This is a genomic window from Paenibacillus sp. Soil522, from assembly GCF_001428245.1.
In the GTDB taxonomy this organism is placed as follows: Bacteria; Bacillota; Bacilli; order Paenibacillales; family Paenibacillaceae; genus Pristimantibacillus.
The window spans coordinates 1-14,226 of the sequence record NZ_LMRV01000080.1 but is presented as its reverse complement, the minus strand read 5'-3'; the positions used below and the strand labels follow the sequence as shown (position 1 = coordinate 14,226).

The 14,226-nt window shown below is 41.2% G+C and carries 17 protein-coding genes; 16 read left to right on the top strand and 1 reads right to left on the bottom strand.

Going from position 1 to position 14,226, the window contains the following annotated elements:
- The first annotated feature begins 239 nt into the window (after positions 1–239).
- The 6 genes from ASG81_RS24915 to ASG81_RS24890 all read left to right on the top strand — a co-directional run bounded on the left by ASG81_RS24915 (position 240) and on the right by ASG81_RS24890 (position 5,921).
- On the top strand, positions 240–422 hold the full coding sequence (locus tag ASG81_RS24915) for a hypothetical protein (protein ID WP_056640825.1): 183 nt from the start codon (positions 240–242) through the stop codon (positions 420–422).
- Between the two features lie 194 nt (positions 423–616).
- On the top strand, positions 617–1,066 hold the full coding sequence (locus tag ASG81_RS24910) for a GNAT family N-acetyltransferase (protein ID WP_056640822.1): 450 nt from the start codon (positions 617–619) through the stop codon (positions 1,064–1,066).
- A 140-nt stretch (positions 1,067–1,206) separates the two neighbouring features.
- The gene (locus tag ASG81_RS24905; RefSeq protein WP_056640819.1) at positions 1,207–1,545 is read left to right on the top strand and encodes an ASCH domain-containing protein; all 339 of its coding nucleotides are present in this window, start codon (positions 1,207–1,209) and stop codon (positions 1,543–1,545) included.
- A gap of 201 nt (positions 1,546–1,746) precedes the next feature.
- Complete coding sequence (locus ASG81_RS24900; RefSeq protein WP_056640816.1) at positions 1,747–2,628, top strand: hypothetical protein; 882 nt, start codon at positions 1,747–1,749, stop codon at positions 2,626–2,628.
- A 412-nt stretch (positions 2,629–3,040) separates the two neighbouring features.
- Positions 3,041–3,895 (top strand): hypothetical protein, encoded by an 855-nt coding sequence (locus ASG81_RS24895; protein WP_056640814.1) that lies wholly within the window; start codon positions 3,041–3,043, stop codon positions 3,893–3,895.
- Positions 3,896–4,223: 328 nt separating this feature from the next.
- The gene (locus ASG81_RS24890) at positions 4,224–5,921 is read left to right on the top strand and encodes a cellulase family glycosylhydrolase (RefSeq protein ID WP_056640811.1); all 1,698 of its coding nucleotides are present in this window, start codon (positions 4,224–4,226) and stop codon (positions 5,919–5,921) included.
- A 162-nt stretch (positions 5,922–6,083) separates the two neighbouring features.
- On the opposite strand, the gene ASG81_RS33595 is transcribed toward ASG81_RS24890, so the two are convergent.
- A complete protein-coding gene (locus ASG81_RS33595) occupies positions 6,084–6,212 on the bottom strand; it encodes a hypothetical protein (RefSeq protein ID WP_268795826.1) in 129 nt (42 codons plus the stop codon).
- Between the two features lie 634 nt (positions 6,213–6,846).
- On the opposite strand from ASG81_RS33595, the gene ASG81_RS24885 reads away from it, so the two are divergent.
- The 10 genes from ASG81_RS24885 (at position 6,847) to ASG81_RS24830 (ending at position 13,679) form a co-directional block, all read left to right on the top strand.
- Entirely contained in the window at positions 6,847–7,299 is a 453-nt protein-coding gene (locus tag ASG81_RS24885) for a JAB domain-containing protein (protein ID WP_056640830.1), read from the top strand.
- Positions 7,300–7,742: 443 nt separating this feature from the next.
- Positions 7,743–8,324, top strand: coding sequence for a site-specific integrase (locus tag ASG81_RS24875; protein ID WP_056640805.1), 582 nt, complete (start codon positions 7,743–7,745; stop codon positions 8,322–8,324).
- Positions 8,325–8,553: 229 nt separating this feature from the next.
- Positions 8,554–8,787, top strand: coding sequence for a hypothetical protein (locus tag ASG81_RS24870; protein WP_056640801.1), 234 nt, complete (start codon positions 8,554–8,556; stop codon positions 8,785–8,787).
- A 338-nt stretch (positions 8,788–9,125) separates the two neighbouring features.
- Positions 9,126–9,335: a hypothetical protein gene (locus tag ASG81_RS24865; RefSeq protein ID WP_056640798.1), complete on the top strand. Its 210-nt coding sequence runs from the start codon at positions 9,126–9,128 to the stop codon at positions 9,333–9,335.
- Between the two features lie 69 nt (positions 9,336–9,404).
- Positions 9,405–9,932 (top strand): site-specific integrase, encoded by a 528-nt coding sequence (locus ASG81_RS24860; RefSeq protein ID WP_056640795.1) that lies wholly within the window; start codon positions 9,405–9,407, stop codon positions 9,930–9,932.
- Positions 9,933–9,946: 14 nt separating this feature from the next.
- Positions 9,947–10,321: a DUF2538 family protein gene (locus ASG81_RS24855; RefSeq protein ID WP_056640792.1), complete on the top strand. Its 375-nt coding sequence runs from the start codon at positions 9,947–9,949 to the stop codon at positions 10,319–10,321.
- 157 nt (positions 10,322–10,478) lie between these two features.
- A complete protein-coding gene (locus ASG81_RS24850) occupies positions 10,479–11,006 on the top strand; it encodes a GNAT family N-acetyltransferase (protein WP_056640789.1) in 528 nt (175 codons plus the stop codon).
- Between the two features lie 233 nt (positions 11,007–11,239).
- On the top strand, positions 11,240–11,638 hold the full coding sequence (locus tag ASG81_RS24845) for a hypothetical protein (protein WP_056640786.1): 399 nt from the start codon (positions 11,240–11,242) through the stop codon (positions 11,636–11,638).
- A gap of 917 nt (positions 11,639–12,555) precedes the next feature.
- Positions 12,556–12,921, top strand: a complete 366-nt coding sequence (locus tag ASG81_RS24835; RefSeq protein WP_056640780.1) for a hypothetical protein — start codon at positions 12,556–12,558, stop codon at positions 12,919–12,921.
- Positions 12,922–13,169: 248 nt separating this feature from the next.
- Positions 13,170–13,679, top strand: coding sequence for a GNAT family N-acetyltransferase (locus tag ASG81_RS24830; protein WP_056640777.1), 510 nt, complete (start codon positions 13,170–13,172; stop codon positions 13,677–13,679).
- The last annotated feature ends 547 nt before the right edge of the window (positions 13,680–14,226 follow it).

Below are 14,226 nucleotides of genomic sequence, written 5' to 3'. Positions count from 1 at the left end.
TTCTCTTTTTCGTACAAAAAAAAGAGCGGGCTATCTTTTTCGATAACCTGCTCTTTTTCTTGATATTTGGACCTGCACCTTAACTAAATGACATTGGCCGCATGGTAGCCCTTCGTTACTCTAACGGGCAGAAATGCTTAATAGCGGACAGTCTTCATAAAAGCGGAAAACGAAACTTGTACAAGCTATTTAGCGTCATTGTTTAGGATAAAGACTTATCAGGGAGGTGTATCAATGCCATGATGCCATTTATTTTTTATTTAACACCAATTGTTTCTATTATCTTTTTTGTTAATTGTGTTGAACTAGCTAAGAAAATAAAAAATGGGGATAAAAACACAGCTAATAATACAGGTTGGGGTGCTGTAATGTTTGGCTTTATTATTTTTTCGATTATTTGGAGTAGTTTGGTATCTCAATAACAAGAACAGTAAATTGAGCTAACGGATACGATAGTTGAACTCTACAAGGGAGCAGATCGCCGCGGCAGCTGCTCCCTTGCTGCATTGAAGTAACTGGCAGAATAGTGCAAGCGTAGTGACTTGCCAAAATATGCAAAGACGTCTAACATTTATTTCAGTGTTCGTGATGATATAACGAATTGAGGCGTTCTAAAATGAAAGGAAAAAATGTTAGGGAAATTAGGGTAACTGATTATCATGATATTTATTTGTTAAACCAAGACTTTAACCCAAATCTATACTTATTTTCTGAAGAAAAGGTAAAAGAGAAGATTGAAAACATTATAAAGAAAACAAAAGATATCATCTTTGTTTACGAACAAAACAACGAGGTAATAGGTTACATTCATGGAAGCCCGTATGAATTGCTTTTTTCCGAGTCTTTAGTAAACGTCTTGGGATTTGTCGTTAAAGAAGGTTATAGAAATAAAGGTATAGGCAGCATGTTGATTGAGCGTGTTGAACAGTGGGGAAAAGACAACGGATTTTCTGGAATGAAGCTGTTATCCCACCCAAGTCGATTATATGCTCACAGTTTTTATGAGCGACGCGGCTATCTGTTTACAAAAGATCAAAAAAATTTTATAAAAAAATTCCAGGATTAAGCTAACGGGTAACTATAGCTTAACATTCACCAGAACGAGGCTACCATTATACATCGGCAGCCTCGTTGAGCTAACTGGCAGGATAATGCAACAAGGAGAAGAATTACAAGTATCGAAGTTTATAGTGAGGTGAAATGGAAATGGTACATCAAATGGGGTTGTATGGAGAGTATTTTGATTCAATTAAAGAAGGAAAGAAAATGGTTGAAGTACGTTTGAATGATGATAAGAGAAGAAAAATCAAAGTCGGTGATACCATCGAATTTATCAAAGTCCCTGAAAAAAATGAAACTTTAAGGGTTCAAGTTGCTGAGTTGAGACAATACGATACATTTAAAGAAATGTACGAAGATATTCCGTTTAAAGACTTCGATTGCGAAGGCTGGACGTTGGAAGAAATGATCGATGGTACTTACGAAATTTACACACCAGAACAAGAAAAACAATGGGGGACATTAGCTATCTCGATAAAATATTAACATACAAACTACTCCGCTAACGGGTACGATAGCTCCATAATATTGTATTATCTAGGCTGCCAGTGATTCGCTTGGTAGCCTATTCCGCTAACGGGCAGTTTAATTGAGTATAAACTGATATAAGGAACATATTAGCTTATTATGTGTAAAAAGTTTGGTAGGATGTGTATAATCTTTATAAGAATATAGGCGGTGATTGATTTGGATATCGATTTCTATAGGAAATGGGCATGCCAAAAAATGATCGAATCGTCACAAGGCAATATATGGGAAGGACATTGGGCGTGTGCGGTTTTAGCCTTGATTAACCTCTTGGAGGAAAAACTTGTACCTGCTTCGTTGGAAGATTTGATTCATGAAAATCTTGCTAAAACTGTGGATGAACACGCAAACGAACAGCAGTATCGGGTAAACAAAGAATACGAGGGCTTTACGGATCAAATTATGAGGCTGCTTGTACAAAACCACGATACTTGTCATGCACTTGGTCATGATGTGATCTACACTTTTTATTTGTTGAATATGCTCTCCCGTTCCGATATTCCGGCAACTGCCGAACTGTTTGATGCTCTGGAGAAAATTGTTAATGATTTCGCATCATCAGGCCCTGGTTTTGTTACTGTAAACGGAGAGAATATTGTCATTGATCCTGATGGCATACCGAATACAGGTTTAAGATTTCAGTTGACTCCGGAGACTGTACTTGACTTACTCCATAACTTTCAGAGACCGCTGCAAATGGAGAAAGGTGATATGCAGTTGGGGCATTTACTTACGCACGGCCACGCTATTGTAGAAATGAAACAAGTTTCTCATAAATATGTACACGACAACCTCGATCCAGCATTTTACGCAAGAATCAACATCTTGATTTATGCAAACACACTCGAGATAAATCGGGTTGAATCCGATTCGGCGTTTACGGAAATCAAGTTGAATCCGTTGGAGCCTTCCTACTGGGAACAAGCACTAGCCGATAGCAGGCATGGCCATTATTATAAATATGCGTACAGTTATCTGAGACTTTGCCGATTGTCAGGCCGCAGTACATCCGATTTTCGATCGTTTCAACGCATTCTGTGAACGGATATTATACCGAAGGTATGACAGTTCATTAAGCTAAAGGGTACTATAGCGTAGAGCAACTCCCAAAGAGGCAGCCGATGAATTGGCTGCCTCTTTTACGCTAACTGGGAGGTTTGTATAGAAAGTCCCTGATTGTATTTATCTATGCTCAATGTTAATCTAAATAATAGAGATGCATACAAAGGAGCATAAACCTTATCATGTGGATTACTCTGTAAAGATTAACAATTCGAAAGGCTGCCTGTAATAGTGACTACACTATTTTATTAGGCATGCTTTTCTTTAATCTTACAGGATAAACCCATTCTGCGGATACCTGATGGTATCCGCTTTTATTTTCGTGTGGAAACCGTATCTCTATTGATTCTTACCTGCTTATCCTCCTAATAGTGAATGGAGGAACTTTATTATGAGATCGAAATTAGTCTTGATTGAGGGATTACCAGGATTCGGGAAAACAACAACTGCTCAACTAGTTCATGAAATTCTTACGGAAATGAACATTAAATCTCAGCTATTTTTAGAAGGAAATCTGGAACATCCTGCTGATTATGATGGAGTCGCTTGTTTTAAGAATTATGAATTCGATGAACTGTTAAGTACCCATGAAAAGTTTAGAGATTTGTTAAGTAATCGTATGATTAAACAAGGTAACAATTACTTCCTAGAATATCGAAAAATAAAAAATGAATACGGGTCAAGTATTCCAGATGAATTGCTGCATGCAATTGTCAAAAATGATGTTTATGAATTGTCGCTAGATCAAAACAGGAAACTGATAACAGAAAGATGGAAGAAGTTTACGGAGAATGTTTTGAATGGCTCAGACACCTTTGTTTTTGATTGTTGTTTTATACAAAACCCTGTAACCATGGGGATGATTAAATATGGTGCAAAGAAGGAAGACGTTATAAGTTATGTTATAGAACTGGCAACGATTGTGGAAAAACTGAATCCATTGTTGATTTACGTAGAACAGAACGATCTTGAACATTCTTTTAGAAAGGCTATTAAGGAAAGACCTAAAGAATGGTCAGAGGGATTTATTGAATATTATACAAACCAAGGGTTTGGAAAAAAGCAGGGTTACAATGGGTTAGAAGGAACTCTGCAGGTTCTTAAGGCAAGAAGGGAATTGGAAGAAGAAATATTTAACGGCATAAATATAGCTAAGAAAAAAGTGGACAACTCTTCGTATGATATAAACGATTATAAGCAAGTTTTAGTGGGGATTTTATCAGAATATTTTAGCTCAACAAACTAACGAGAAATGAGATTCTAATGATTGCAGGCTTCAAAAGAGGGAAGTCTAATAAGCTCCCATGGAAGAACGCTATTACTTCCATAATCTGTGGTGTCGCGTGAGCGGCATGAATGGCTAAACGGGTACGTTAGTTCAATGAAGAGAAATGGACAAATTCAGGCTGTCCCAAGGCTATCAACCTTCAGGGACAGCCCCTTGTGCGAAGCCAATCATACGATTTTCATATGATTTTATGAATAATTTGCACGGTAGTTTCTGAGGGTGGAGTACAGTAAAATAAAAAATGTAATCGCTTTCAAACTTAAATCAAAGGAGAATATCGAGAACAATGAGCAAAAAAAGATCATTTTTATCAATTATGCTGACTCTTGCTTTAATGCTGGCTCTATTTACTTCCACTGTTTCAGCGGCCGCTAATCAAGATGAAAACATGCAACAAAAGAAAAGCATACAGTCTTACGTTAACGCCATGCAGCCCGGTTGGAACTTGGGTAATACATTCGACGCGGTAGGCAGCGATGAAACAGCCTGGGGCAACCCGCGCGTAACCAAGGAAATGATAAATCAGATTGCTGCTCAGGGTTTCAAAAGCATCCGTATTCCGATTACATGGATGCAGCATGCGGGTCCTGGTCCGGACTATACGATCGATCCGGCATGGATGAACCGGGTACAGGAAGTTGTCGACTGGTCGCTGGATGCGGGGCTGTATGTAATGATCAACCTCCACCACGACTCGTGGATGTGGGTTAACACGATGGGGACGAATCATGACCCAGTGCTGGCTGAATATCAAGCGGCATGGACTCAAATCGCTAACCATTTCAAGAAATATCCCAATAAGCTGATGTTCGAGAGCATCAACGAACCGTCATTTAACGTTGATACGGCAGCGCAATTCAAGCTGCTCGAGGAGCTAAATACGGCCTTCCACAAGATCGTAAGAGAATCAGGAGGGAAGAATGCCGTTCGTCCGCTCGTGCTACCGACGTTATGGACAAATGCCGGACAGGAACATTTGGATTCGCTCACCAATACAATTGCTAAACTGAACGATCCGAATTTGATCGCCACTATACATTATTATGGATTTTGGCCGTTCAGTGTAAACATCGCGGGCTTCACTAAATTTGACGAAACGACGAAGAACGATATCATTACAAACGCTGACCGTATCTATGATTCGCTTGTGGCCAAAGGCATTCCCGTTATAATGGGCGAATTTGGACTGCTTGGATTTGACCAGAACACTGGTACTATCGAGCATGGCGAAATGCTGAAGTTTTTTGAGTTCTTGCTTCACTATACCCAGTCGAAGAACATTACCCACATGCTGTGGGATAATGGTCAGCATTTCAACCGCAACACATTCAAGTGGGCGGACCAGGAGCTTTACGATATGATGAAAGCAAACTGGAAAGGCCGTTCGTCCACCGCAGAAACCGATTTGATCTACATTAAGAAGGGTGCTGCTATTCAAGACGCAGTGATTAAACTGAACTTGAACGGCAATGCGCTGAAAGCGATCCGGGCCGGAGCCGACAATCTGCGTTTGGGTACAGATTATGAGTTGAACGGCGACGTATTGACTGTAAAGGCAAGCCTTCTCTCCAAGCTGACCGCTACAGGCCAATTCGGCGAGAATGCGGTATTGACGGCTAAATTCAACAGTGGTGCGGATTGGCACTTCGATGTGCTCTATTATGATACGCCGAAGCTGCAAAATGTTGTAGGTACGACAGGTGATTTTGCGATTCCAACAGCCTTCAACGGCGACCGTCTTGCTACAATGGAGGCCGTCTACGCTACCGGAGGTAATGCCGGACCGCAAAACTGGACTTCGTTCAAGCAGTTCGCTTACTCGTTCGAGCCTTCCTACGATACGAATCAAATTAAGCTTAAACCGAACTTCTTCAATGAAGTGAATGACGGAGTGGTGCAACTGAAGTTCCACTTCTGGAGCGGTGAAATCGTCAATTATACAATTACAAAGAACGGTGCGAGCATCGTAGGCGTAGCTTCCTAGAACTTATCCAAAATTGAACCGAAAGAAATAATAATGAAATAAAGAGAAGGGGCTGTTACTTAAGGTCTACGACCTTTTGGGACAGCCCCTGTATTCCCTCGCAAATGACTACCAACACCTTGCTGCATCGCTTTTTAGCCCCTTTGATACAACGCCCTACATTTACTTGGATATGCTTACCGAATCGATACGGCCCTCTTGACCGCTGGCGATAACCTCCTCGCCCGTTTTCAAAAATACCAAATCCTTTAGATCATCCGACACTTGATATTCTTTGCCATCTATTTTCACATGTACATATTTTCTTGTTACTTTTTCATGTAGAAGCCCCTTTAAAGCAGCGTTAAGATCCTCATTTCTATACTCTTCAGCCGGCTTTCCTTCGCGTAAGGGATCCGGCTTTTTAGCTTTTAATCATATTAATGTTTAACGTACTATTTTCCCGAAAAGGTACGGTCACCCTCTATACAAAATAGGTTTTAATCACCCGGTTCACCATCCCTAAATCCCAAGCGACCTCGGTCAAAGCATCCGGGTTCCATTGGGATTCTTAAGGGGACTCGCAAGGAAGCTGAAAACCTCTGGGGCAATGCTCGAAAAACCCCGAAGCCTTCAGGGGAAGAAGGGTGCGTTCCCGGCTACGCCAGGAACGGCGGCCTTTTTTGGCAACGCCTGCCGCTACGCTTGGACTCTACTACAGCCCTCCAGCAAGTCAAGGGGCTTTCGCGGCATATCCTCTCTACGTTCCGGTATTCCACAACCCCTTGACTTGCCGAGCCATCTACCCCCGCCACATCGCTTTGCACTGCGTGGGGCCCCTAGATGGCGATCGGGCGCAGCGGCATTCGCCCCTGCTGCTGCAGTATTCGTGTGCCAAGCGGCAGGCTGGTATGGCCGCAAAATCAATCAATGGGGGATTGAAGCAATGATAACCATTAACATTTACACCGTAAAACAAGTCAAGGAAAAGGGAACACGGTACAACCTAGACACAAAGGTTATCCGTTCTCCGCGTGATGCCTACCACATCATTCAAACTGTCCTAGACCTTGAACATGAGGCTTGTGAAAAATTCGGTATCTTGACGCTTAACACAAAAAACGCCATCGCGGGGGTACATATTATTTCTATCGGAAATCTTAACTCCTCAATCGTGCATCCTAGAGAAGTTTTCAAAGCAGCAATCCTAAATAACGCTGCATCGATTGTATGCTTCCATAACCATCCGAGTGGAAATACGTCAGTATCCCAAGAGGATATATGCATAACTCGGCGCTTGATCGAAGTCGGGGAAATGATGGGAATCGAAGTAATAGACCACATTATTATCGGCGAAAGCCGATTTGTTAGCTTAAAAGAGCAGGGTATCGCCTTCTAGAATAACCGAAGGATGGCCGGGAAACCGGCCTACCTTATCACATAATTGAAGCTTGCTGCGATAGCCCTTAAGAGGGCTATCGCAGCGCCAAATTTGATTCAGGATAAATGAAGCAGATCCTGAAAAGCCGGTTGGCCAGCAGTTGTTTGTTTTGGTCCGACCTAATCGGATGGCCAACAAAAATGCTGCGCTTCCTGGTCCATATTTCAATCAAAAGATAATCGGGGAAAAGTGAACCGGCTGCCGGCCCCCATTCCTGCAGTTGGTTCACCTCCGATTGAATCATACACAATGATATTTTGTATGATTAGTTATTTTGCGCAAACCCGCGTCATATCTAGGTTTTTCGCAGGTTGTCTCCCGTACTTTCTAAAACCATTGTTTTCAATCATACATAAATTATGTTATTTTAGTATTATGAATGATTAGAAAGGTGAGACAAAATGGAGTTTGTACAGCCCATTCGTGACCGGAAAAAGATTGACGCCATGAAGAAAATTCTTCGGGCCACCAGCATGAGAGACTTCTGTTTGTTTACTATGGGAATCAATGGTGGGCTTCGGATTTCCGATTTGCTTCTTTTAACGTTAGGCCATGTGATCAATGAAAGGGGAAAGGTGCTTGAACGAATATCGATCCGTGAGCAGAAGACCGGAAAGATGAAGGACTATCCCATTAATGAAGTTGCAGCAAAAGCGATCAGAGAGTATCTAGCAGATCGCGAATGGGAATCCCTTGATGAACCTTTATTTGTCTCGCGTAAACTTCGGAATGGTGTTCCTAGTCCAATTCAGCGTGACCAGGCTTATAAGATTATTAACGCTGCTGCCCGTCAGGTGGGCATTATGGAACGAATCGGAACGCACACCATGCGCAAGACGTTCGGATACATGGCTTATAAAGAGGGGTACTCCATACAAAAGATTCAACAAATATTAAACCATTCTTCGGAGAGGATTACACTGAGATATATTGGCATCACCCAGGATGAGCTGGATGATATTCATATCCATTTGAATTTGTAGCGTACAAGGGAGGATTCGGTTTTATGGACAGAGAACAGTATGTTACTGGCCAATCCGGAGCTGGACGGGAGTTGAAAGGACTTCGCGACTGGGCGAGGGAGATGGGGCTGTAGCTGCCGGAGGGATACGAGCCGGAACCGATCACGTTGACGCAAAAGAGGCGTGTTCAATTTTCCGCGCCATCGGCGCGCTTTCGGTTACGCCTAAGCTGAACCCGGTGCAGATCGTCTTGCTGGCCGCGTTTCCGGTTATCGAAAAGGCATTTCATAAAAAGCTTCAGGAAGGTTACAAGCTGGTGGCGTTCAAGTATGAGGCCAACGATCAAACCGGTCATGAGAGCTTGGACATTGTTTTCAGTAAAGGCTACGAGCGGTTTGTTCTGATGCAAGGGAAAGGATGCTACGCCGGTGGATACTCTCACGCGACCTTTGGACGCGAAGGAGAACGTGGGGAGATGCTGTGAAGTTTGATTACGAAGAGTATAGTAGCAATGTTCGAAGAAAAAAATGAATATAATCGTTCACTCGCCATAAGGAGGATAATTTGAAAAGGAAACAGAAGCAAGAGTATTAAAAGCGTTATCGACATATCACTATAGATATTTCAATTTGTATTTTCAATTATTGGTTTAATATCAGCCTGGGGATTGCTAATGTCTAACATAGAATCAGTCACTTGACGCTTGGATCGTGGTTGTTAGTTAGCGTGGCAGCCATAATCTTTCTCGAATATCAGGTTAAGTCCAAACACGAAAAAATTGAAGAGGAACAAAAGAAACAAACGGAATAGGAGGATGCATTTGTGAAACTTTCAGATATAAATAAACAGTACGAGGAGATTTTACATTCCGATCTTCCAGATGAAGAGAAGGACTTAGCATACTCAAAGTTGATGACCAAGATGGAAGAAGTTTATAAGATCCCGTATATGCGGAATGAGGCATTTGAAAGCAAAAATCCTGCTGTCATCGCTATGTATCGTAAGCTCTCAATGAGTCGTACAACACTTTGAATATCATGAGTACATTCGTTCGCTAACTCCGTATAGGAATGTATGTTCCTTATTATGGAGGCGATTCAAATGGAATTTGTACAGCCAATCCGCAGCGTCGAAAAGCTTGAGCACATGAAGGCGGTACTGCGAAGTTGGTTTCTGATGGTCATGGGCATTAACGTTGGACTACGGATCAGTGACTTGTTGGCGCTTCGTGTCCGAGATGTACAGAACCGTTCGCATATTGTTTGCCGTGAAAAGAAGACGGGAAAGAAAAAGCGATTCCCAATTAATGCGGAACTGCGAGAGATCATTAACGAGTACATCAAAGGCAAGCGTGATGATGAACCGTTATTTCGTTCTCGAAAGACCGGTAGCAACATTGACCGAGTACAAGCTTACCGCATACTAAACCGAGCAGCTGCGGAGGTTGGGCTTGCTGAAATTGGAACGCATACTCTTCGCAAAACATTCGGCTATCACTTTTACAAGCGATACAAAGATGTGGCATTGCTTCAACAGATATTTAACCATTCTGCTCCATCAATCACCATGAGATACATAGGGATTAACCAGGATATTATTGATCAGGCAATTAGTGAATTCCACCTTTGAGGGAGGTTTTATGGATGTTCTTTGTTAATGAGGCTCATAGAAAGAATTACGAATCTCTTTTGAAATTTTATGAAAGCAGCCTGCCAAGCATTGAATACGAAGTAGCTTGTTATGTCTTGGCTTTGCCGGAAGTTTTAAAAAGAATACCTGAAGATCACAACGTAGAGTTTCCTTTTGATTGGGCTTGGGAATATGATGAAGGGAATAACAAGAATAAACCTACGAATGCTCTTTTTTATATGGATGATCCTTATCAACAACTAGTTATTGCTGCGAATCATATGTACAATGGCGAACCATTCCGCTTGAATAAGGGCCTCGATAACTGGGACGAGTTACACTTTAAAATATTCGTTCAAGCCTGCAAAATTAGAGGCAAGTTCGTATGAACACTGTTTGAATATCATGAGTACATTCGGTTGTTCATTCGTATAATTCGTATAAGAATGTATGTTCTTATGCGTGGGTTTGATAGACGAAATTCGTAGAATATACGTTATGTGACATACCTCAAAGGCAAGTATCATTTTTTCATGGAGGTTTATCATGCTATTTTTTAGAGAATTAAAGATTGATGAAGTACAAAAGCTATCGGAAATCGATCGTTCAGAAACAATCGATTTTATTTACCAGATAAATAATGGAAATATCAAAGAAATTAATGCCCCTCACGAATGTCCAAATTGGAATGATGAGATAACTAAAGAAATTCAAGAGCGATTTGTATATGAATTGAAGAAAGCCGGATTAGCCATCGGAGCATTTGATGGAGATTTACTGGTAGGATTTGGGGTGTTAGCACATAAATTCAGGGGCAAACAAAAAGATCAACTTCAAATTGATTTGATGTTTGTTTCGAGAAAATATAGAAGACAAGGTATTGGATCACGGATTATGAATGAATTAAGTAATGAAGCAAGAAGAAGAGGAGCAAAGTACCTGTATATTTCTTCAACAGAAACAAGATCTGCAGTTTATTTTTATAAGAGCCATGGAAGTCAAATAACAGATGAAGTAGATGAAGAATTATTTAATATAGAGCCCAATGATATACATATGATTAAGGAACTATGATTGTGATTCAAGAAGTGAGGTTCGTCACATAACAGCGTATTAACGCTGCGTCGCTAACGCTCCTTGGTCCGGGCCGAAGTAGAAGAAGAGGATTCGGAGTAGTATATCAGTAGCAGGGAAGCAGAATCAGCCGGACACATCCATCTCCCTAAGATAAGAGCTATCTAAGGGAGATGGATGTGATGAACACAAGAACGTTATCAGAAAATTATTGAAGGGGATTAAGATAAATTGTGAGAATGGTAATTCAAAGGTGTTACTTGTTTCTGCTTATTTCATTAGTAGCCTGTACCTCAAAGGATGAAATGTATATTCCAGCCCAAAAGATGCCTGTTGGGTTTCACAAAGAATTTTATACAAAATCGATTGAAATATTAAACATAATTGACTCAAAGATGAGGGCCGAATTACCTTATACTGAAGAAGAACGTAAGCATGTCCTAGGCTATTTTATAAAACCAACTGAATCTGATGAAGAACTCTTATTTAAAGCCGATTTTAGTATCCTTGAGGGGATTTTTCAAAAATATTTTGAAGAAAAGAGTAAAAACAATAAAACTGAAATGAAAAGATTAAATGATATGTATAATGACAGCATAAAAAAAGTTCTAAGAGATTTAAATTTAGCGTAGTCGGGGATGGCAATAACTTCTGATAACACCTTGTTCCCGCTGCGCGGCTGTTGCCACTTGGTCTGCAGAGGCATTTCGGGGAAGTGGAATCTGCAGACAACCCTGCATTAGCTAAGTCCGTCGGCTATCAATGGCCCGAATCCAGAGAGGCTATTACGAATTTTGAACTAAGCGTATGAACACTGTTTGAATAATAAGTTGTATAGGGCGTGAGGTAGGTAGATGACTTCTCATGCGAAAATCCAGTATACGCGAGTATATAAAAAGTCGAGCACCCAAGAGAGAAGGGAAGCCCTTGAAAGCCTCTCCTCCATTCAGTGAAAGGGGCTGTCATGATGGAAGCAGGTAATATCCGTGCGATCGTAACGGCATTTCAAATCGCAACGCTTACGTCCTGCCAAGCGCACAAAAGGCTACCATTAACGTCAGCCTTTTTTGTTTTGCTTTATTTATGAAGAAAATTAAGCCGGTAATCCTGTACGCTAAGGTTTCCGGTTTTTTGATAACCTTGCTTCGATGGGCCGTGCTTAATTAATAATCATGCGAACACTATGCTTGAAGGGGTATAGCCAACATTTTGACGGTTTTATACGCTAAGCATTAGCGGACACGCATTCGCCCCGTTCTGTACGACCTTAGCGGACGTTATAAGCCGATTTCTGATTGCCTGACGACCGCTAATGATGTTTAGGTCATTTGAAACCTGAGTGACTTGCTGGAGCTTTGATTTGTTATGAGCCCCTAGATGGACACAATTGATGTTCCCGGTATTGCTCACTGGAAGTCGGAGTTGCAGAATAAGCTTAGTCAGTACGAGGGTATAAGCCAGCATTGGCATCTATTACCACCTCGGCGGAAATAATCGTACGAAGTCGCGCTAATTTTGAGTTCAAATACGCATAGGTGGTGAAATAATTTTGAGGAAACCTTGGAAAGTCGCAGTATTCGGAATTATTGGAATCGTTGTTCTTATCGTAATATTCGCTGCTGCCTATATCAATAATATTGGACTCCATAACATTAATCTCATGTACACGTTAGGTACAACGGATAAACAAATAGTCTTGATGGATGGGAAGGGGAATTATTTGGCGGAGGATCGTTCCGTTGAGCTTCTTCTTAAAGAACGAATGAGTAGCGAAGGCTGGACCTATGTCACGCAAGAAGGCGCTAATTATTTTTTTGAAAAGGGAAATGAATTAACGTTCGTTACTGTGCAGCAATGGAATCATAACTATGTCATTTATCACGTTAAAGACAACGTCGTCAATATAGCGGACTAGTACGTAATTATGTTGTACATGTATGAATAAACAAAACCCTACCATTGATATTTCAAATGGTAGGGTTTTGTTTATTTAATTGTCAGCTTTATCAATTTCATATCCATAATATAATTAATTAAGATCATTGAGAAAAGGGGTTTTGAAATTTCTCAAAATGTCATTAGCGTATATTTCTGTTAAAATGTTGGCGGGACCCCTATATTGTAGTGAGCGTGCGAGAGATCTAGGAAAGGCGGGCATATGTCATGAAACTTATGTTTACACATGTGATTACAGTGGAAGAAATCGCAGAGGTTGCTCGATTAGCAGCAGAAATATGGCGTGAATATTATGTATCCATTATTACAATCGAGCAGATTGATTACATGATTGGCAAATATCAAGCGGTTCCAGCGATTACGGATCAGATCCATCATCAGGGCTACGAATATTACTTGATCTATCACGATGGCTCCTCCACTATCGGATATATGTCGGTCAGACAAGAAGAGGAGAAACTCTTCCTGAGCAAGTTTTATATAGGCAAAGAGCACCGGGGACGCGGCTATGCCAGCCAAGCGATGGCATTCCTAGAGCAGCTGTGTAAAGACCGAAACCTAAGCCATATTTGGCTAACTGTCAATCGACATAATGAATCCAGTATTGCGGTATATGAGAAAAAAGGCTACCGGACCGTACGGGAACAAATTTCGGATATCGGGAATGGATTCGTAATGGATGATTTTATTATGGAAAAAGAAATTCCGGTTCCATAAGCGAAAAAAGGCGATACGCAATACAAGTGAGCGCCCTTGAGACAGGGCGGTCTTTTGTTGAATGATTCGCAAGGAGCATAAGCTCGTTGAAGTAACGGGTACGTTAGTTCAATCACGACATTACGGCAGTTGGTCAAACGACCGGCTGCTTTTTTTGTTGAAGTAACGGGCGAAGTAGTCCCATAAGCGCATAGAAAACCGACTAATAAGTGGTAAAATTTGNCGGCAGTTGGTCAAACGACCGGCTGCTTTTTTTGTTGAAGTAACGGGCGAAGTAGTCCCATAAGCGCATAGAAAACCGACTAATAAGTGGTAAAATTTGATCAGAAAAGGAATGATGGGCGCTTGTAATCCGAAGGAATGAACGTCCGAGGGAAACGAGAGCTTTCTCCTATCCAACCCTTTCAGCTAATTCTAATATGGGGCGGTTTAATTTAATGGAGGTGGCCAAGTAAGGCTCTAAAGGGTTTAGACGCATCTGAACATGATGGGAGGAGAATCAAGATGATAAAACAATCTCAACGATTTATGGCCATGGTCATCATTT

Excerpts from the sequence above, each read along its gene's own strand:
- ASG81_RS24915 (WP_056640825.1), top strand. The coding sequence starts at position 240 with ATGATGCCATTTATTTTTTATTTAACACCAATTGTTTCTATTATCTTT.
- ASG81_RS24910 (WP_056640822.1), top strand. The coding sequence starts at position 617 with ATGAAAGGAAAAAATGTTAGGGAAATTAGGGTAACTGATTATCATGAT.
- ASG81_RS24905 (WP_056640819.1), top strand. The coding sequence starts at position 1,207 with ATGGTACATCAAATGGGGTTGTATGGAGAGTATTTTGATTCAATTAAA.
- ASG81_RS24895 (WP_056640814.1), top strand. The coding sequence starts at position 3,041 with ATGAGATCGAAATTAGTCTTGATTGAGGGATTACCAGGATTCGGGAAA.
- ASG81_RS24890 (WP_056640811.1), top strand. The coding sequence starts at position 4,224 with ATGAGCAAAAAAAGATCATTTTTATCAATTATGCTGACTCTTGCTTTA.
- ASG81_RS24885 (WP_056640830.1), top strand. The coding sequence starts at position 6,847 with ATGATAACCATTAACATTTACACCGTAAAACAAGTCAAGGAAAAGGGA.
- ASG81_RS24875 (WP_056640805.1), top strand. The coding sequence starts at position 7,743 with ATGGAGTTTGTACAGCCCATTCGTGACCGGAAAAAGATTGACGCCATG.
- ASG81_RS24860 (WP_056640795.1), top strand. The coding sequence starts at position 9,405 with ATGGAATTTGTACAGCCAATCCGCAGCGTCGAAAAGCTTGAGCACATG.
- ASG81_RS24855 (WP_056640792.1), top strand. The coding sequence starts at position 9,947 with ATGTTCTTTGTTAATGAGGCTCATAGAAAGAATTACGAATCTCTTTTG.
- ASG81_RS24850 (WP_056640789.1), top strand. The coding sequence starts at position 10,479 with ATGCTATTTTTTAGAGAATTAAAGATTGATGAAGTACAAAAGCTATCG.
- ASG81_RS24830 (WP_056640777.1), top strand. The coding sequence starts at position 13,170 with ATGAAACTTATGTTTACACATGTGATTACAGTGGAAGAAATCGCAGAG.